The organism is Allobosea sp. NPDC055332 (genome assembly GCF_053645455.1).
In genome coordinates, this window is record NZ_JBSHMO010000003.1 from 426,903 (window position 1) to 444,957 (window position 18,055).

An 18,055-nucleotide genomic window follows, 5' to 3' on the forward strand; every position below is an offset into this window, starting at 1 on the left:
GGCAAGGCGCCGAGGCGGGAGTGTCGAGATGCAGGTTCAAAGGCAGAAACGGGCGGTGTTCGCCGGCCTGGGGCTCATGGGCGCTGCGCTCATGGCCTTGCCAGTAGCGGCGCAGGTGGTTGATTTCCGCTCCTCCGACCGCGAGATGAACCGCGCGATCGCCGAGGCCCGCAAGACGCTGCCGGACTTCCTCGCGCTTTATCGCGGCGGCAAGGGCGAACGTCATGCCGTGAAGGTCGCGATTCCCTATGATCGCGGGCGCGAGCACATCTGGATGAACCTGACCGCCGTCGAAGGCGATGTCTTCATCGGCAGGATCGCGAACGATCCCGTCCATCTCGACAATCTGAACCGGGGCGACAGCTACCGCGCTGGCAGCGCGATGGTCAGCGACTGGAACTACATGTCGGGCGGCCAGATGCACGGCAGCTACACCACCCGTGTCGCGATCAAGAAGCTCACCCCGACGCAGGTTAAGGAGCTCGGCCTCAACCTCGCGCCGCTGCCCTGAGGGGGCTCAGGCGCTTTCCAGCTCCTCGCTCAGCATCAGCCATTCCTCCTCGGCCGCCGCCAGCGCCTCGGTCAATTCGCCGCGCTGGCGCGAGAGCTGCAGCGCCTTCTCGGGCTCGCGGGAGAAGGCGCCGTTGGCGAGCGCGCCGTCGACCTTCTCGATCAGCCCGGTCAGCTTGGCGATGCGCGCCTCGGCGAGGTTGAGCTTCTGCCGGAGCGGTCCCTGTGCCTGACGCTTCGCTGCCGCGCCCTTGCGCTCGTCGGCCTTGCTCGCGCCGTCCGTATCCGCCTTGTTGCGCTGGACCGGCTTGTCGCGACCGAGAACGAAGTCGCGATAATCGTCCATATCGCCGTCGAAGCTCTTCACGGTGCCGTCCCCGACCAGCCAGAGCCGGTCGGCGCAGGCCTCGATTAGGAAGCGATCGTGGCTGACCAGGATGACGGCGCCGGGATAGTCGTTGATCGCGTTGACGAGGGCGGTGCGGCTGTCGATGTCGAGATGGTTGGTCGGCTCGTCGAGAATGAGCAGATGCGGGCCGCCGAAGGTGGCGATGCCGAGCATCAGCCGGGCCTTTTCGCCACCGGACAGGTTCTTGACCGGGGTGTCGGCCTTGTTGGCGGGGAAGCCGACCTGTGCGGTGCGCGCCCGCACCCGCGCTTCCGGTGCATCCGGCATCAACTCGCGGATATGACCGACCGGCGTGTCTTCCATCCGCAATTCGTCGAGCTGGTGCTGGGCGAAATAGGCCGTCTCCAGTTTGGACGAGCGCCGCATCTCACCTGACAGCGGCGCAAGGCGCCCGCCTATCAGCTTGCAGAAGGTCGACTTGCCGTTGCCGTTTGCTCCGAGCAGGGCGATGCGATCGTCCGGCGCCAGCGTCAGGTTGAGGCGCTGCAGCACCTTGCGCTCACCATAGCCGGCGCTGGCGCTCTCCAGCACGATCATCGGCGGCGAGAGCGGCCGCTCCGGTGCGGGGAAATTGAAGGGCTGGACATCGCGATCCTGGATGACCGCGATCTCCTGCATCTTCTCCAGTCGCTTGACGCGCGACTGTGCCTGGCTGGCCTTCGAGGCCTTTGCCTTGAAGCGGTCGACGAAGGATTGCAGGTGCTTGCGCTCGGCCTCCTGCTTTTCGCGTGCCTTGGCGAGATGCGCCTGCTTCTCGGCCCGGAGCTTCTCGAAAGCACTGTAGCCGCCGCGATAGATCGTCAGCTTGCCCTGATCGAGATGCAGGATGTGGTCGACGCAGGTGTCGAGCAGTTCGCGGTCGTGGCTGACGACCAGCACGGTATGCGGGTAGCGCTCGAGATAGTCGTAGAGCCAGAGCGTGCCTTCGAGGTCGAGATAGTTGGTCGGCTCGTCGAGCAGCAGGAGGTCGGGCTCGGAGAACAGTACGGCCGCGAGCGCGACGCGCATGCGCCAGCCGCCGGAATAGTCGGAGCAGGGGCGTTGCTGCGCCGCCTCGTCGAAGCCGAGGCCGTGCAGCACGGTCGCAGCGCGGGCTGGGGCGGAATGCGCGCCGATATCGGCGAGTCTGGTCTCGATCTCGGCGATCCGCATCGGATCAGTCGCGCTCTGCGCTTCCTTCATCAGCGCGGCGCGCTCGGTGTCGGCTGCGAGCACGACCTCGATCAGCGTTTCGGGCCCGCCCGGAGCCTCTTGCGCCACCCCGCCGATGCGCATGCCCTTTGGCAGGGCGACGTTGCCGCCCTCCGGCGAGAGATCGCCGGTGATGATCCGGAACAGCGTCGTCTTGCCGGTGCCGTTGCGGCCGACGAGGCCGACGCGCGAGCCGGTGGGGAGGAAGGCACTGGCCTTGTCGAGCAGCAGGCGCTCGCCGAGGCGATAGGTAATGTCATTGAGGGTCAGCATGGCGGGCGGGGTTTAGCGCGCTTTCGCCCTCGCTGGAAACGGCAGGAAGGCGGGAAATTGCCGAGGCGGTGCGCGAGAGGATGGCTGCCTTTGGGGCAGGCCACGGTTTCTCCATGTTTCCGCCACGGCATGGCCGGGCGGTCCCGGCATGCAGGGAGCCAAGTAACCCACTGATTCGCAAAGAGCATCCATGCAGATCGGCTCTCTGGTCCGGCGCCCGCGCCGGGTATCGCTCGCAGCCGTCGTCGTCGCGCTGCTCGCTCTGGTCCTGGGCAGTGCCGCTGCCCTCGCCGCCCTGGCGCCGCTACCCGGCGCTATGTGAGGTTGCGGCGCGTTTCGCGCTTCAAGCAACGTTAACCGCGCTCGTGTTGGCTGTTTCGACCCAGTCGACGTCGGGCGGAGACCTGATTCGTGTTCAGCCTCAGGATCAGGCTTCCGGTCGCCATGTTGGCCCTGGCGCTACTGGCTGCACTGGCGGTGGGCTCGGCCGCCTATCTCGCCGTATCGAGCTGGGCGCACGGCGCCGTGCGCGAGCGCATGCATGCCCTGGCCGAAAGTCATGTCCGTGCCATCGAGCGGCGCTGGTCCCAGCTGCGCGCCGAACTCGCCGTCCAGGCCCGCAGTGCCTTCACTGTCTCTGCGCTCGACGAGATCGGCAAATGGATGGAACTCGGCCAGCACGATTACCGCAGCATCCTCGGCTATTATCAGGGCGATGGCTCGCTGCCCCTGGCCGAACGCATCGCCCGCAGCGGCCGCGAGCATCAGCACGGCTATTCCTGGCGCCATGTGCCGATCCACGAGACCTATTCGGCGGCGCTGAAGCAGTTCAACTACGCCGACATCTACCTGGTTTCGCGCAAGGGCAGGGTGGTCTACAGCGTCACCAAGGGCCCTGAGTTCGGCCGCCTGCTCAGCGACGAGGATCTCGCCGTCACCGGCCTCGCCCGATCCGTCGAGCTGGCGCGGGGCAAGCCCGCCGGCGAGCAGGTGGTGCTCGATTTTGCCCCTTACAATCCGGTTGGCGGTGATCCGCGCGCTTTCCTGGCAGCGCCCTTCTACGACGCCGAGGCAGGCGGGGGCGAGCAGGTCGGGACGATCGTCATCGCCGTCGATACGCATCTGATCGACGATGTGCTGGCCTTCAACCCGGTCGGCTCCAGCGCCGAGCGGATTTTCGTGATCGGCTCCGACGGATTCATGCGCTCGAACCCTGCGGCCCGGCGCAACGGGGCTTCGCCGCGGGAGACGCTCGACCGGACCCGGCTCGCCGCGCAGCCGGAGAATGCGCTTATCCGCATGACCAGCCACGACGGCCAGCGGCTCGTCGCGAGCGGCGAGGAGGTGGTGATCGGCGATTGGCGCTGGCTGCTCTGGCTGACCGCACCGGAGGAGAGCGCCTTCGCCGTGGTCGGCACGATCCGCAGCGCCGTCGTTTCGGCAGGCCTGCTGGTGCTGTTGCCGCTGTTCGGCATCGCGATCCTGCTCGGCTGGTCGGTGGCGCGCCCGATCGCCAGACTCTCGGACAGGCTCGCGGGCGTCGCCGCAGGGCGGACCGAAGAAGAAATTCCCGGTGCCCAGCGTCGCGACGAGATTGGCGGTATCGCCAAGTCGATCGAGCTGATCCGCGAAACCCTGCGCGGCGAAGCTAGCCGGCGGGAGATAGAGCAGGATACGCGCCGGGCCGAGGCCGAGCAGCATCGGCGCGCCTTGCTGAACGAACTGGCGGGCGAGCTCGAGGAGTCGGTGCGGACCGTCTCGGCGTCCGTTTCGGTTTCTGCCGAAACCCTGGGCATGACGGCACATCAGCTCGCGGAAGGCGCGCGCGAGACTCAGGCCGGCGCTACCGATACCGATGGTGCGACCGGCAATGCGATCCGCAGCGTCAGGTCGATCGAGCGCGCGGCGCAGGATCTGCTCGGCGCCGTCGACGCTCTGGCCGAGGAGGTGCGCTCTTCGGATGCGACCGCCGGCCACGCGCGCCAGCACGCGGATTCGGTAAGCCGGATCGTCGATGGCCTCTCCAACGGCGCAGCCCGTGTGTCGGAGGTGGTCGGGTTGATCTCGGCGATCGCCGGCCAGACCAACCTGCTCGCGCTCAACGCCACCATCGAGGCGGCTCGCGCCGGCGAGGCGGGCAAGGGTTTTGCCGTCGTCGCCAACGAGGTGAAATCGCTGGCGACGCAAACGGCGACGGCCACACAGGACATCGCCCGCCAGATCGAGGCGATGAACCACGCGACCGCCGCGACGGTCGAAGGAATCGCCGGCATTCGCGCTCTGGTGCAGGATCTGAACGAGGCGACGCGCCGCACCAGCCAGACCATGCTGCGCCAGCATGAGGCGGCCCACGCCATCGCCGCCGACGTGCTCGCCGCGACGCAGGAGATCGTCCTGATCGGGCAGGCCACCAGCCAGGTCGCGCTCGCCTCGCGCAACACCGCCGGCGCGTCCGACGCGGTGCTGAAGGCTGCGAGCGAATTGACTGAGCTGGCCCAGGCGCTGAATGCGCGCGTCGATCATGTCATCGGCGAGCTGCGCGTCGCCTAGAGCTTGTCGCCGGAGCCCGTGTTGGCTAACGCTCAGGGCATGAGCCACACCGCCTTCTATGCCGGGTCCTTCGACCCCGTCACCAACGGCCATGTCGATATGATCGAGGCCGCCTGCCGGCTGTGCGACAGGCTGATCCTCGCCATCGGCATCCATCCCGGCAAGACGCCGATCTTCACGGCCGAGGAGCGCGCCGCATTGCTGCGCGAGGTCTGCGGCCCGATCGAGCTCGCATCGGGGACGAAGCTCGAGGTCGTCACCTTCGACGACCTCGCCATCGACGCGGCGCGGCGGCTCGGTGCTACCATCCTGGTGCGCGGCCTGCGCGACGGTACCGATCTCGACTACGAGATGCAGCTTGCCGGCATGAACCACACCATGGTCCCCGCACTGCAGACGGTGTTCCTGCCGGCGACGCCACCGGCCCGTCACATCACCGCGACGCTGGTGCGCCAGGTCGCCTCGATGGGCGGCGACGTCTCCGCCTTCGTTCCGCCTGTTGTCAGCGACAGGCTGAAGGCGAAGTTCGCCAAGCACTGACGCCTGCGCAAACGCCGTCTATGTGCATTTGCCTGATGGCGATGTGCATTAGCGTTTGCAATTTGCAAACGCCGATGGTGTCTCTGGACTAATCTGAATCGGTGCGCGGTCCCGGCGCATCGTCCTCCAACGAGTGTTCCGATGCGCCTGTCCCGCTATTTCCTGCCGATCCTGCGCGATACGCCCAAGGAGGCGGAGATCGTCTCGCACCGGCTGATGCTGCGCGCCGGCATGATCCGCCAGCAGTCGGCCGGCATCTATTCCTGGCTGCCGCTCGGCCTCAGAGTGCTCAACAAGATCAGCGCCGTGGTGCGCGAGGAGCAGAACCGCGCGGGGGCGATTGAGATTCTGATGCCGACGATCCAGTCGGCCGATCTCTGGCGCGAGAGCGGGCGCTACGACGCCTATGGCAAGGAGATGCTGCGCATCAAGGACCGGCATGATCGCGAGATGCTGTACGGGCCGACCAATGAGGAGATGGTCACCGAGATCTTCCGCTCCTACGTCAAGTCCTACAAGGACCTGCCGCTCAACCTCTACCACATCCAGTGGAAGTTCCGGGACGAGGTCCGCCCGCGCTTCGGCGTGATGCGCGGCCGCGAATTCCTGATGAAGGACGCTTATTCCTTCGATCTCGACCAGGCCGGCGCCCGCCATGCCTATAACCGCATGTTCACCGCCTATTTGCGCACCTTCGCCCGGCTCGGTCTGAAGGCGATCCCGATGCGCGCCGACACCGGCCCGATCGGCGGTGACCTCAGCCACGAGTTCATCGTGCTCGCCTCGACCGGCGAGAGCGAGGTCTTCTGCCACAAGGATTATCTCGACTTCGCGACGCCCGCGGTCGACACCGATTTCGACAGCATCGAAGGCCTGCAGGGCGTCGTCGACAAGTGGACGAGCCTCTACGCCGCGACCGAGGAGATGCACGACAAGGCGGCCTTCGAGGCCATGCCTGCCGACAAGCAGGTCTCGGCCCGGGGTATCGAAGTCGGCCATATCTTCTATTTCGGCACCAAGTATTCCGAACCGATGGGTGCGACCGTCGCCGGCCCCGACGGGCAACTGGTGCCGGTCCATATGGGCTCCTACGGCATCGGCCCGAGCCGTCTCGTCGCCGCGCTGATCGAGGCCGGTCATGACGAGGGCGGCATCGTCTGGCCCGACGAGATCGCGCCCTTCGACATCGCCGTGCTCAACCTCAAGACCGGCGATGCCGCGACCGACGGCGCCTGCGAGCAGCTCTACAAGGGGCTCGCCGCCAAGGGCTACGACATGGCCTATGACGATCGCGACGAGCGCCCGGGCGGCAAGTTCGCCACTGCCGACCTGATCGGCATCCCCTGGCAGATCATCGTCGGCCCGAAGGGGCTGGCCGAGGGCAAGGTCGAGCTCAAGCGCCGCGCCGGAGGCGAGCGCGAACTGGTCTCGCTCGAGGCGGCGCTGGCGCGCTTCCCGGGCAAGGGCGCGGAGACGAACGCGTGAGCGGAGGAGGGCGGTCATGAGCGCCGTCGCCGAGGCTCGGGAGAGCGTGCCGACCGGCACGAAGCCCTTTGCCGGCTTTGAATGGCTGCTCGCCGGCCGCTATCTGCGCACGCGCCGGCGCGAAGGCTTCGTCTCGGTCATCGCCGGCTTCTCGTTCCTCGGCATCCTGCTCGGCGTCGCCACGCTGATCATCGTGATGTCGGTGATGAACGGCTTCCGCAAGGAGCTGCTGGAGAAGATCGTCGGCGTCAACGGCCACATCTTCGCAACCCCGATCGACCGGCCGCTCGACGATTACGAGCAGGTCGCGGCCAGGCTGCGCCAGGTCCAGGGCATCAAGCTGGCGATCCCGCTGGTCGAAGGCCAGGCGCTCGCCTCTTCGCAGGTCGGCAATGGCGGCGTCCTGGTCCGTGGCATCTCGGAAAACGACATCAAGTCGATCCCCTTCATCGCGGGCAATGTCCGCCAGGGCACGCTCGACGGCTTCACCTCGGCTAATGGCGTCGCGATCGGCCGGCGGCTCGCGGGCTCGCTCGGCTTGCAGGTGGGCGACACCATCACCATCGTCACCCCGCGCGGCGCCTCGACGCCGTTCGGCACGGCGCCACGGATCAAGGCCTATCCGGTCACGGCGATCTTCGAGATCGGCATGTCGGAGTTCGACGCCTCCTTCGTCTTCATGCCGCTCGGCGAGGCCCAGGCCTATTTCAATCGCGACGGCGACGTGAACGTCATCGAGATCTTCATCAACGATCCCGACCAGACGCAGACCGTGCGCGACCGGATCGAGCAGGATGCGCCGCGCCCGCTGGTGCTGTCCGACTGGCGCCAGCGCAACCGCACCTTCTTCAATGCGCTCGAGGTCGAGCGCAATGTGATGTTCATCATCCTGACCCTGATCGTGCTGGTCGCGACCCTCAACATCGTCTCCGGCCTGATCATGCTGGTGAAGGACAAGACCGAGGACATCGCGATCATGCGCACCATGGGCGCCTCGCGCGGCACCGTGCTGCGGGTGTTCCTGATCACGGGCGCGGCGATCGGCGTGTTCGGGACCTTGGCCGGGTTTATCCTCGGCATCACCTTCGCCAAGAACATTCAGACCATCAACAAGGGGCTGAGCAGCCTCCTGGGCGTCAACCCCTGGGACCCGACCGTGCGCTTCCTCAGCGACATCCCCTCTGTGATCGACTGGCGCGAAGTCGCCGCCGTGGTGATGATGACGCTCATCCTGTCACTGCTGGCGACGCTCTATCCGGCCTGGAAGGCGGCGCGGCTCGACCCCGTCAAAGCCTTGCGGATGGGGTGAGGGCGCAACCGATGGCAACCGAGACCCCGGCGCTCTTCCTCTCCCAGATCGAGCGCTACTATCCCCAGACCGACGGCCCGCTCGAGGTGCTGCGCAAGGCCGATTTCGCGATCTGGCCGGGCGAGCTCGTGGCGCTGGTCGCCCCGAGCGGCACCGGCAAGTCGACCTTGCTGCACGTCGCTGGCCTGCTCGAGAGCCCCGATGGCGGCGAGGTCTTTATCGGCGGCGTGCCGACCTCGCAGCTCGATGACAAGGGCCTGACCCGGCTGCGGCGCACCGAGATCGGCTTCGTCTACCAGTTCCACCATCTCCTGCCGGAGTTCACCGCGCTGGAGAACGTCGTGCTGCCGCAGCGCATCCGCGGCCTCGGCAAGGCCGAGGCGGAATCGCGCGCGACCGAGCTTCTGAGCTTCCTCGGGCTCGGCGAGCGGCTCGACCATCTGCCGGGCGAGTTATCGGGCGGCGAGCAGCAGCGCGTCGCGATCGGCCGCGCCGTCGCCAATGCACCGCGCGTGCTGCTGGCCGACGAGCCGACCGGCAATCTCGATCCGCACACCTCGCTGCACGTCTTCAACACGCTGGTGGCACTGGCGCGCGCCTCGGGCCTGGCCGCGCTGATCGCGACCCACAACCTCGACCTTGCCCGGCGTATGGACAGGCAAGTCACGATCCGCGACGGGATGGTGGTGCCGCTGGCCTGAGCTTTTGGCTCAGCGCCCGCCGCGGTCGTAGCACTCGGCGAAATAGAGCATGAAGGCGTCGACCAGCCCGTCCTCGTAAGGAGCGGTCTTCGCTTCCCAGCGCGCGACATAGGCATCCCAGAGCTTGCCCTTGCGCGAGGAGAGCAGGCCATCGAGCCCGCGTCCGGCGTCGAGACTCTCGGCGACCGCCTGCGGATCGAGGTCCTCGACCAGCATGCGCAGCGCGTGCTGCATCGCCGAATAGGTCTTGATCTGATGGATCTTGAGATCCTTGAAGCTCTCCTCGAACGCCTTCTGCGCGTTGAGATAGCCGCTGGTCGGCCGGCCGAAGATCAGCTTCAGCGCGTCCTCGATCGTCGGTGAGAACTTCAGCGGATTGTTGTCCTGCGCCTGGATCATCGTCTGGTTGGAGCTGCGCGCGATGCGCTTGCTCTCGGCCCGCGCCGCCAGCAGCGCCTTCAGCTCGATGGCGATCAGGCGCATCAGCGCGCCGGTCTGCTCGGCGAAGGCGCCAGGATCCTGCCAGGACAGCTCGTCGACCGGTAGCCCGGCGCCGCGGGCGAAACGGGCGATGAATTCGCCGGGCGAGATCGCCGGAGCGCCCATGGGAGCAGCCATCGGAGGAGGCGGAGGGACGACAGGTCGCGGTGCCGGCTCATAGGGCGCATCGAAGCTCGGGCGCGGCGGCGACTCCGCCGGTGCTTCGTCCCATGGTGTGCCGGCGGAGCCGGCTGAAGGCGGCCGGCGCGGCGTCGGGATCGGCGCGATCGGCTCGGGCGCCGGCGCCGTCGGCTCCTGGTAAGGTGCCCACGCGAACTCGTCCGGTCGCGATGATGGTGGTGGCGCAGCCGGCGGTGAGACAAAGACCTGGGCCGGCTCTGCCGGTGTCGGGATATCTGCCGCCCAGTCGATGAACGGCGCATGCACCGGCTGGTATTTCTGCGGCGGGATCAGGTCGCGGCGGGCGATCGGCGGCGCCTCGTCGCCGTTCGATTCCCAGAGAGATTCGCCGGGCGGTGGCGGCATCGCCGGTTGCCCGGTCTGAACCGCAGCTCCACGTTCCGCCTCGTCGATCGCGACGGCGATGATGTAGTGGCCGATCTCGAGCCGGTCGCCATGCTGCAGCCGATAGGGCGACTGCACGCGATAGGCGGCGCCGTTGACGAAGGTGCCATTGGTCGAGATGTCGCGCAGCCAATAGGCGTTGTCGTTGAAGCGGATCTCGCAATGGCGGCCGGAGATGGCGCGACTCGGATCCGGCAGGCACCAGTCGAGATGCTGGTCGCGGCCGATGTCGAGCCCGCGCCCGCCGCTCAGCGATACGCTCAGCGGTCCGCCATCGGGCAACGAGGCCTGATTCTCGATCGTCAGCGTCAGCGCCATGTCGGGCCGCCCGCTTCGTTGTGGCCGAACTCCGGCTGCCGCATCGGCGCCGGGGCTATGCTACGCTCTCGTTCTGCCGCTTTCGTCATCGACCAGACGAATGCATGCTTCGATGCAATTTCGCAATGTGGCATCGCGCTCGGGCTCGGGCACCCGTCCGAGTGCGGTTAACACCGCGATCCGTGCGGTCTTGGCCGTCAGGTCCGGCGGGCAGGGCACGGCATGGGTCGAAACCATGCTGCCGCCGGAGTAGCCGGCCGCCAGCGCGACCCAGGTTCCCAGGCTGGCATGATGGCCGCTTTCGCCGAGCGCCAATGCGGCCCGGCGCGTCTCGTCGGTCGGGTCGCGCACCCAGGCCTCGGCCGCGTTGAGGGCGGGGTCGGGCAGCGTTCCGGCCGGCTGCATGCGCTGGACGCTCTGCAGCGCCCACCAGACCGTCTCGCGTCGGGGCATCAGGAAGGCGCAGAAGCCGATCGCGTCCTTGTGCTCGCCGGACGCGACGAGCCTGCGCAGGAAGGTCAGGGGAGGCTCGGTGGTCGGCGCGGTCGCGATGACCTGCCGGGCAGTCGGAAAGGCCTCGAAGACCTGCAGTGCCGTGCTGAAACGAAGCTTCGACATCGCGGCCTCAGTTGATCTTCACGACGCCGCCGGTGATGATGGTCATGCCGCCGCCATTGATCTCGGTCTTCGCGGTGCTTTCCACCTTTATCATTGGCGAGGTGATGGTGATGTCGGTCGGGGTCATCGTGATCTCGCTCTGACCGCAAACCAGCTTGATCTCGAGCGCCGCCTCGACATAGCGCTTGCCCTGCTTGACGTGCAGCTTGTCGCTGCCGCTCAGGATCTGCGTCGTGCGGGCGAAATCGGTTGGGCCGCCCTCGAAATTCTTGCCGACGTCGCGGGTCTCGAGGTTGAAGACCTCGGTCTTGTGGTCCCGTTCGGCCTGCATGGAGAAGACCTCCTTGCCGGCGAGGTCCTCGAACTTGATCTCGTTGAACTTGCCCGACTTGCCACCGCCATCGGTCGATTCGGACTTCAGGCCGGACTGGGTCTTGTTGGCCGGCAGGTCGTAGGGCGGCATGTGCTGGTCGTTGACCACCGCGCCTGTGATGATCGGCCGGTCGGGGTCGCCGCCGATATAGGAGACGACGACTTCCTGGCCGATGCGCGGGATGATCTGCCCGCCCCAGTTCTTGCCGGACCAGGCCTGCGCCACGCGGACGCGGCAGGAGGTCGAATCCTTCTCGCGGTCCCAGTGGAAACGCAGCCAGACGCGACCGTATTTGTCGACGTCGATGTCGCCTTCCTCGCCTTTGTTCTTCTCGCCGACCACCTTGGCGGTGTCGGGACCAATATGGAGCGGGGAGGGCGTCACCTGCGGGGCGCGGAAGCGCTTGGTGGCTTTCTGCAGTTCATAGGAGCCGTGGTAGATCGCCTGGTCGCTGCGCTTCGAGGAACGGTAGCTCTGCACGCCATAGCTGTGCGTCGCCCGCACCACGAGGAACTCCGCATCCTCCGAGCCGACGGGATGGTCGGTCAGCGTCATCAGGGTGCCGGGGTTGAGGCTGGGAGCCTCGCCGACGGCGAGCCGCCGCTCGTCCTGCGCCTGCTCGGCCTGGACCTGGATGCGGGCGAGCTTCTCGCCCTTGCCGCGGTCGAGATAGGCGCCGGGATAGTCGAAGGCCTCGTAGGATTTGGTGCGCGGGAAGCCGTCTTCGGCGCGCGCCGTCAGGTCCGAGGTGGATTTCTCGAAATCGTAGTCCTTGAGCTCGACCTTGCCGGTCCGCAGCCGCCGCTGCGCCGTCCATTGCGTCAGATGTTCGATATGGCGGCGCTGCGCCCCGTCGGTCGGCATGAAAGGATAGGCGCTGAGGGCTGCGCCGAAGGTCGGTTCGGCCGCGGGAGTGACCGCGTCATGCGAGCTGCGGGCATCCGACAGGACCAGCTTGTGATCGCCCTCGGTATGCTTGAAGTAATAGTAGATGCCGTACTTCTCCATCAGGCGCAGGACGAAGTCGAGATCGGACTCGCGATACTGCACGCAATAGTCGATCTCCGGCGGAGCTTCGCTGACGCGGTCCTCGAAGCTCGCCTTGTCTTCCTTGCCGAAGATCGTCTTGATGATGTCGAGCGCCGTCTTGTTCTTGAAGATGCGGCAATCCGAACGCTGCGAAAGCAGCCAGAGCCAGGGCCGCAGCACGAACCGGTAATGGTCGAGATCCTTCTCCCGGCCAAGCCACTGTGCCTCGACCAGGACGCCGTTGAAGATCCGGTCCTCACCGTTCTTCAACGTCATCTTGATGTGGCATTTTTCGCCAATTAAGTTTTGAAGATCGTCGCCGCGAGAATTACTTACAGCCTCGATCTGATAAGCGAACAATTCGCTCAGAGCTTCTCGTGCCTCAAATTTGAGAAGCGAAAAGACATCTTGTCCTGTCGGTGTCGTAAAGGACGCAAGTCTTTTCGATTGTCCAAGGGCGGCGGGCATCAACCAAACCTCGTGGCTTGCGACAAGAGACGACTATTGACGCAGCAAACGCTGCGAGGCATATTTACGCCGTCAGTCTTCAACCGCCTCAGCGAACCTAAACGGGAGGAAGACCGTGCGCAAGCAGGCCCTTGTCATGGTTAGTGCCGCTCTTGCCGCAGGCTTCTGCGCCCTGTCGCCGTTTTCCGCGCAGGCACAGGCCTACAAGGCGGATGATATCGTCAAGCACTTCGGCGCCGGCAAGCCGAACCTCGGCGTGTCGCGTGGTTTGTGCGTCGGCACTGAAGCCGAATGCAGCAAGGCTGGTCACGTCGTGAAGCCGCCGACCGCCTTCGATCTCGTCGTCAAGTTCAAGTACAACTCCGACGTGCTCGAGCCCGAGGCCAGGGTGAACCTCGACGAGTTCGCCAAGGCCTTGAAGGATCCGCAGCTTTCGACCAGCAACTTTCTGGTCGAGGGGCACACCGACGCCAGCGGCACAGCCGACTATAATCTGAGCCTGTCGGAGCGTCGGGCCAAGGCCGTCGTGCGCTATCTCAGCGATCGCGGCGTCGATACCGCCAAGCTCGTGCCACGCGGCTACGGCCAGACCAAGCCGCTCTCCACCGACAAGTTCTCGGCCGATAATCGTCGGGTCGAGACAAGGCTGCAGGTGGAATGAGGCCAGGCGGCCGGGCCCGTATTCTCGATCGACCGTGAGGGGGCATGGCCGCGCTCAATTTTGCTGATCTGGCGAAGCCGGTTTCGGCCGATGATCCTTGCGGTTCCGATCCGGACGCCGACCCGGACAGCATGAATGTCCTGGCGCGCCTCGAGGTGGCGCTGCCGACATCCTATTTCCGCCGCGACGACGAAGGGAGGCAGATTCCGTTCGATCGCAGTGCGATTGATTTTCCGGCAGCCTTCGGCGATCTCGGCAAGATCCTGAAGCAGAGCCGTGACCTGCGCGGCTTCGTCCTGGCGGGCAAGCTCTGTCTGCTCAACCGCGACATCGCCGGCTTTGCCGCGAGCCTCGGGCTGATCACCAGCCATCTCGGCGACTATTGGGACGAGGTCTATCCCAGGGCCGAGGATGGCGATTTCATCATGCGTGAAGTCGCGTTGCAGGGGCTCGACGAGAACGCCACCATCGTCCTGCCGTTGCAGCATGCGCCGATCTTCATGAGCAAGCGGCTGGGGCCAGTGGCCTTTCGTAGCCAGCTCATCGCCTTGGGCGAGTTGCGCGCCGGCGAGGACGAGCAGCACCCGGATGCCGGAGGGATCGCCGCCGCACTGAAGGAGGCGGAGCTCTCCGACCTGACGGCAATGCTCGGCCATGTCGGCGCCATCCGCGACGCGCTCACCCGGCTGCGAGCAATCTGGAGCGAGCGCCTCGGAGCCGATCAGGCCGTGACCTTTCCGCGCCTCGCCGGCCTGGTGGGGCAGATCATCAGCTTTCTCGAAGCCGCGATCGAGCGCCGTGCCCCGGGCGAGCAGGGGGCGGCAGCCGCCGGAACGCCTGCTGGCGCCGCCGGTACGGTCACGGTCGCGCAGGTCACCATCCCGGCCGGGGCCTGCGCCTCTGTCGCGGAGGCGCAGGCCGCGCTCGCCGGTTGTCTTGCCTATTTCCGGCGGATCGAGCCGTCGAGCCCGGCGGTGCTATTGATCGGCCAGGCGCAGCGCCTGATCGGCAAGTCGCTGATCGAGGTGATCCAGATCATGTTCCCGGAGCACGTCGACAAGGCGATGCTCGAGATCGGCAACGACACGAAGTACCAGCTGCCATTGGAGCGTCTCGGTGGCGACGGTTACGACAGCGGTAGCAGCGACGACGGTAGCGGCTCCGATGAGGGCTATTCGTCCGATGGCGACGAGGAGAGCTCGTCCTATGACGAGGAGGCGAGCGCCGAAGACGGTGTGACCGAGGAAGCGGACGGCGCCGAGGCCGATGGGCCCGACGACGCGACCGAAAGCGAGCAGCCGGAAGCGCAGAGCGAGCCCGGGACGAGCGTATCGGCAGCCGCACCCGTGCCGGCGATCGCCGTCGCGAGCCGTGTCGAGGCCGTCGCGCGGATGAAGGCCGTCGCTGCCTTCTACCGCCACGCCGAGCCCTCCAATCCGGTCCCCCTGCTGATGGACAAGGCCTGCGGGCTGGCACAGCAAGATTTTCTGTCGCTCCTCGGCGATATCCTCCCTGACGTCGGCATAAGGCAGAGCAGCGACGAATAGGGCGCGACGGTCCACTGATGGAACGCCGCGCCTCATTCGTCCGGTGGAGACGGCGACGTCATCCGCCTGCAAACCTCAGCTGGCTGGATCTCACCTGGCCGATGCGAGCAGTTCGACGAGAACTGTCAAGCGATCGGCAAGTGTGTATGGTATAGCGAGCTGGATCGTTGGCGTGGTATCACGCTCTCCTTGCGTGATGCCTCTAGAGGAAGGGGCGCCGTCATGGCCGGAGATTCGGGGCAGAAATTCATTCGCCGTAACAGGCCGCCGCGGGTCCATATCACCTACGAGGACCCCTATAACGCTGATCAGAAGGTCGAGCTGCCCTTCGTGATGGGCGTCCTCGCCGATCTCTCGGGCAATGCCTCGGCGGTCGAGAAGCCCGATATCGGCGAGCGCAAGTTCCTCGACGTCGACATGGACAATTTCGATCAGCGTATGGCCGCAATCGAGCCGGGCGCCGCCTTTGCCGTGCCGAACAAGCTCGGCGGCGAGGGGGGAGACAAGCTCTCGGTCTCGCTGAAATTCAAGAAGTACGACGATTTCAATCCGGCTGCGATCGCCCGCCAGATACCGGCGACGGCCAAGCTGCTGGAGGCGCGCGAGCAGCTCGCCAACCTGCTGCGCTACATGGACGGCAAGATGGCGGCCAGCGACCAGATCAAGGCTCTGCTGGCGGATCCGCAATTGATGGCGGCGCTGAAGGACAAGCTCGGCGAAAAGCCGGCTGGTGACGACAAGCAGGACAGCAACGGTTGAGCGAGGCGGCCATGGCGGAAGCACAGATCCAACAACCCGGCGCGGCAACTGCTGAAACGCGAGATGCCGACGACTTTTCGGCTCTCCTGAAGCAGAGCTTCAAGCCGAAGACCGAACGGGCGGCGACCGAGGTCGAGAACGCGGTCGCGACCCTGGTCAACCAGGCGCTCGCAGACCAGACGCTGATCAAAGGCGACGTGCTCGACACGATCGAGGAGATGATCGCCCGGCTCGACGCGAAGCTTTCGGAGCAGATGAACGAGGTGCTGCATGCGCCGGAGTTCCAGAAGCTCGAGAGCGCCTGGCGCGGCCTCAACTATCTCGTCTTCAACTCCGAGACCGACTCGCAGCTGAAGATCAAGGTGATGAATGTCGGCAAGAGCGAGCTCTATCGCAATCTGAAGACTTATCCCGGCGCACGCTGGGATCAGAGCCCGCTGTTCAAGCAGATCTACGAGCAGGAGTTCGGTCAGCTCGGTGGCCAGCCCTTCGGTGCGCTGGTCGGCGACTATCACTTCAGCCACGTGCCTACCGATGTGCAGTTGCTGCGCGACCTGTCGAAAGTTGCTGCTGCCGCCCACGCGCCGTTCTTCACCGGCGCCGACCCGAACCTGATGGGCATGGACTCCTGGACGGAGCTCTCCAATCCGCGCGATCTCGGCAAGGTCTTCGACACGCCGGACTATGCGGCCTGGAAGGGGCTGCGCGACGCGGCCGACTCCCGCTATGTTGGGCTGTGCCTGCCGCGCGTGCTCTCACGGGTGCCCTACGGGGCCAAGTCGGAGCCGGTCGAGGAGTTCGCCTTCGAGGAGGACACCGACGGCCACAAGGGCGAGAAATACGCCTGGATGAACGCTGCCTATGCCATGGCGGTGAACATCAACCGAGCCTTCAAGGAGTATGGCTGGTGCACCCGCATTCGCGGTGTCCAGTCGGGCGGCGAGGTGCTCAACCTGCCGACGCACACCTTCCCGACGGATGATGGCGGCGTCGACCTGAAGTGCCCGACCGAGATCGCGATCAGCGATCGTCGTGAGGCGGAACTGGCCAAGTCCGGCCTGATCCCGCTGATCCATCGCAAGAACACGGACAAGGCGGCCTTCATCGGTGCGCAGTCGCTCTACAAGCCCAAGGCCTTCTTCGGGCCCGACGGCGTCGCAGCGACCGCCTCCGACAACCTGTCCTCGCGCCTGCCCTACATGTTCGCCGTGTCGCGCTTCGCGCACTATCTGAAGTGCATGGTCCGCGACAAGGTCGGCTCCTACAAGGAGCGCGAACCCCTGCGTCGCTGGCTGCAGGAGTGGATCACCGAATATGTCGACGGTGATCCGCTGAACTCCAGCGAGGAGACGAAGGCGCGCAAGCCCCTGTCCGAAGCGCGCATCGACGTCTTCGAGGACGAGGAGAACCCCGGCTACTATTCGGCCAAGTTCTACCTCCGGCCGCACTTCCAGCTCGAGGGCATGGATATCGGCCTGAGCCTTGTCTCGCGCCTGCCGGCGCCCAAGACCTGAGACCCGGGCGCGCTCCGCGGCGCGCAGGACACCCAGGATGACAGTTGGCCCTGCGCTCGCCGCGCAGGGAGAGTGGCGACGCATGGGGGGAGCTCTCCAGGCGACGCGAGTTCTATGCCTAAATCACCTCACACAGCCAACAATTGGAGAGCACCATGGCTAGCGACTTCCTGCTCGAGATCGACGGCATCAAGGGCGAAAGCAACGACCACAAGCACAAGGAAACGATCGAGATCGAATCCTTCTCCTGGGGCGTCAGCAACTCCGGCTCGCATGCGGCCGGCGGTGGCGGCGGCTCCGGCAAGGCGAGCTTCCAGGACCTGCACTGCACGTCCAACGTCAACAAGGCGTCGGCGACCCTGATGCTGAAATGCGCCACTGGCGAGCACATCAAGAAGGCCGTGTTGTTCGTCCGCAAGCAGGGCAAGGATCAGCAGGAATTCTATACGGTGACGCTCGAGGATCTGCTGGTGTCGAGCTACCAGTCCGGCGACTCGACCGGCGGCAACCCGGTCCCGACTGACCAGTTCTCGCTGAACTTCGCCAAGATCAAGTTCGAGTACAAGCCGCAGAAGCAGGATGGCTCGCTCGGCTCGGCCGTCACGGGCACCTGGAACCTCAAGGAAAACAAGACCTTCTGATATGTTACTGCGGCCGGGCTCGCTTCGGCGGCCCGGCCGGAAGACCTCCGGCGCCGCAGTCTCGATCTGCGACGCCGGGCTTGGTTCAGGTTGG

At 65.9% G+C, this 18,055-nt stretch carries 16 protein-coding genes; 12 read left to right on the forward strand and 4 right to left on the reverse strand.

Annotated features, from left to right (window positions below):
- Positions 1-28 precede the first annotated feature (28 nt).
- Positions 29-511 carry a DUF2314 domain-containing protein gene (locus tag ACWIGM_RS18350; protein ID WP_454027388.1) on the forward strand — a complete coding sequence of 161 codons (483 nt, stop codon included), beginning with the start codon at positions 29-31 and terminating at the stop codon, positions 509-511.
- Between the two features lie 6 nt (positions 512-517).
- On the opposite strand, the gene ACWIGM_RS18355 is transcribed toward ACWIGM_RS18350, so the two are convergent.
- Entirely contained in the window at positions 518-2,383 is a 1,866-nt protein-coding gene (locus tag ACWIGM_RS18355; RefSeq protein WP_454027389.1) for an ABC-F family ATP-binding cassette domain-containing protein, read from the reverse strand.
- 190 nt (positions 2,384-2,573) lie between these two features.
- Between ACWIGM_RS18355 and ACWIGM_RS18360 the strand changes: the two genes are divergently transcribed.
- The 6 genes from ACWIGM_RS18360 (at position 2,574) to ACWIGM_RS18385 (ending at position 8,968) form a co-directional block, all read left to right on the forward strand.
- Entirely contained in the window at positions 2,574-2,705 is a 132-nt protein-coding gene (locus ACWIGM_RS18360; RefSeq protein WP_454027390.1) for a hypothetical protein, read from the forward strand.
- 89 nt (positions 2,706-2,794) lie between these two features.
- Positions 2,795-4,933, forward strand: a complete 2,139-nt coding sequence (locus tag ACWIGM_RS18365) for a methyl-accepting chemotaxis protein (protein ID WP_454027391.1) — start codon at positions 2,795-2,797, stop codon at positions 4,931-4,933.
- A 39-nt stretch (positions 4,934-4,972) separates the two neighbouring features.
- Entirely contained in the window at positions 4,973-5,473 is a 501-nt protein-coding gene (coaD, locus tag ACWIGM_RS18370) for a pantetheine-phosphate adenylyltransferase (protein ID WP_454028021.1), read from the forward strand.
- 141 nt (positions 5,474-5,614) lie between these two features.
- The gene (gene proS, locus ACWIGM_RS18375) at positions 5,615-6,958 is read left to right on the forward strand and encodes a proline--tRNA ligase (protein WP_454027392.1); all 1,344 of its coding nucleotides are present in this window, start codon (positions 5,615-5,617) and stop codon (positions 6,956-6,958) included.
- A gap of 16 nt (positions 6,959-6,974) precedes the next feature.
- Positions 6,975-8,267 carry a lipoprotein-releasing ABC transporter permease subunit gene (locus tag ACWIGM_RS18380; RefSeq protein WP_454027393.1) on the forward strand — a complete coding sequence of 431 codons (1,293 nt, stop codon included), beginning with the start codon at positions 6,975-6,977 and terminating at the stop codon, positions 8,265-8,267.
- Positions 8,268-8,278: 11 nt separating this feature from the next.
- A complete protein-coding gene (locus ACWIGM_RS18385; protein ID WP_454027394.1) occupies positions 8,279-8,968 on the forward strand; it encodes an ABC transporter ATP-binding protein in 690 nt (229 codons plus the stop codon).
- 9 nt (positions 8,969-8,977) lie between these two features.
- Here ACWIGM_RS18385 and tagH read toward each other — a convergent pair whose 3' ends face one another.
- Genes tagH through ACWIGM_RS18400 form a run of 3 tightly spaced genes read right to left on the reverse strand, consistent with a single transcriptional unit; the run spans position 8,978 to position 12,839 of the window.
- Complete coding sequence (tagH, locus tag ACWIGM_RS18390) at positions 8,978-10,351, reverse strand: type VI secretion system-associated FHA domain protein TagH (protein ID WP_454027395.1); 1,374 nt, start codon at positions 10,349-10,351, stop codon at positions 8,978-8,980.
- 60 nt (positions 10,352-10,411) lie between these two features.
- Entirely contained in the window at positions 10,412-10,969 is a 558-nt protein-coding gene (locus tag ACWIGM_RS18395; protein WP_454027396.1) for a DUF6931 family protein, read from the reverse strand.
- Positions 10,970-10,976: 7 nt separating this feature from the next.
- A complete protein-coding gene (locus ACWIGM_RS18400) occupies positions 10,977-12,839 on the reverse strand; it encodes a type VI secretion system Vgr family protein (RefSeq protein WP_454027397.1) in 1,863 nt (620 codons plus the stop codon).
- A gap of 115 nt (positions 12,840-12,954) precedes the next feature.
- Here ACWIGM_RS18400 and ACWIGM_RS18405 point away from each other — a divergent pair, with 115 nt between their 5' ends.
- The 5 genes from ACWIGM_RS18405 (at position 12,955) to ACWIGM_RS18425 (ending at position 17,961) form a co-directional block, all read left to right on the forward strand.
- On the forward strand, positions 12,955-13,500 hold the full coding sequence (locus tag ACWIGM_RS18405) for an OmpA family protein (RefSeq protein WP_454027398.1): 546 nt from the start codon (positions 12,955-12,957) through the stop codon (positions 13,498-13,500).
- A 44-nt stretch (positions 13,501-13,544) separates the two neighbouring features.
- Entirely contained in the window at positions 13,545-15,047 is a 1,503-nt protein-coding gene (locus ACWIGM_RS18410; protein WP_454027399.1) for a type VI secretion system protein TssA, read from the forward strand.
- Between the two features lie 222 nt (positions 15,048-15,269).
- Entirely contained in the window at positions 15,270-15,806 is a 537-nt protein-coding gene (gene tssB, locus ACWIGM_RS18415; RefSeq protein ID WP_454027400.1) for a type VI secretion system contractile sheath small subunit, read from the forward strand.
- Between the two features lie 11 nt (positions 15,807-15,817).
- Entirely contained in the window at positions 15,818-17,320 is a 1,503-nt protein-coding gene (gene tssC / locus ACWIGM_RS18420) for a type VI secretion system contractile sheath large subunit (RefSeq protein ID WP_454027401.1), read from the forward strand.
- 155 nt (positions 17,321-17,475) lie between these two features.
- Positions 17,476-17,961, forward strand: coding sequence for an Hcp family type VI secretion system effector (locus tag ACWIGM_RS18425; RefSeq protein ID WP_454027402.1), 486 nt, complete (start codon positions 17,476-17,478; stop codon positions 17,959-17,961).
- Positions 17,962-18,055 lie beyond the last annotated feature (94 nt).

Excerpts from the sequence above, each read along its gene's own strand:
- ACWIGM_RS18355 (WP_454027389.1), bottom strand. The coding sequence starts at position 2,383 with ATGCTGACCCTCAATGACATTACCTATCGCCTCGGCGAGCGCCTGCTG.
- ACWIGM_RS18425 (WP_454027402.1), top strand. The coding sequence starts at position 17,476 with ATGGCTAGCGACTTCCTGCTCGAGATCGACGGCATCAAGGGCGAAAGC.
- ACWIGM_RS18395 (WP_454027396.1), bottom strand. The coding sequence starts at position 10,969 with ATGTCGAAGCTTCGTTTCAGCACGGCACTGCAGGTCTTCGAGGCCTTT.
- ACWIGM_RS18350 (WP_454027388.1), top strand. The coding sequence starts at position 29 with ATGCAGGTTCAAAGGCAGAAACGGGCGGTGTTCGCCGGCCTGGGGCTC.
- coaD (WP_454028021.1), top strand. The coding sequence starts at position 4,973 with ATGAGCCACACCGCCTTCTATGCCGGGTCCTTCGACCCCGTCACCAAC.
- proS (WP_454027392.1), top strand. The coding sequence starts at position 5,615 with ATGCGCCTGTCCCGCTATTTCCTGCCGATCCTGCGCGATACGCCCAAG.
- tagH (WP_454027395.1), bottom strand. The coding sequence starts at position 10,351 with ATGGCGCTGACGCTGACGATCGAGAATCAGGCCTCGTTGCCCGATGGC.
- tssC (WP_454027401.1), top strand. The coding sequence starts at position 15,818 with ATGGCGGAAGCACAGATCCAACAACCCGGCGCGGCAACTGCTGAAACG.
- ACWIGM_RS18400 (WP_454027397.1), bottom strand. The coding sequence starts at position 12,839 with ATGCCCGCCGCCCTTGGACAATCGAAAAGACTTGCGTCCTTTACGACA.
- ACWIGM_RS18385 (WP_454027394.1), top strand. The coding sequence starts at position 8,279 with ATGGCAACCGAGACCCCGGCGCTCTTCCTCTCCCAGATCGAGCGCTAC.
- ACWIGM_RS18360 (WP_454027390.1), top strand. The coding sequence starts at position 2,574 with ATGCAGATCGGCTCTCTGGTCCGGCGCCCGCGCCGGGTATCGCTCGCA.
- tssB (WP_454027400.1), top strand. The coding sequence starts at position 15,270 with ATGGCCGGAGATTCGGGGCAGAAATTCATTCGCCGTAACAGGCCGCCG.
- ACWIGM_RS18410 (WP_454027399.1), top strand. The coding sequence starts at position 13,545 with ATGGCCGCGCTCAATTTTGCTGATCTGGCGAAGCCGGTTTCGGCCGAT.
- ACWIGM_RS18380 (WP_454027393.1), top strand. The coding sequence starts at position 6,975 with ATGAGCGCCGTCGCCGAGGCTCGGGAGAGCGTGCCGACCGGCACGAAG.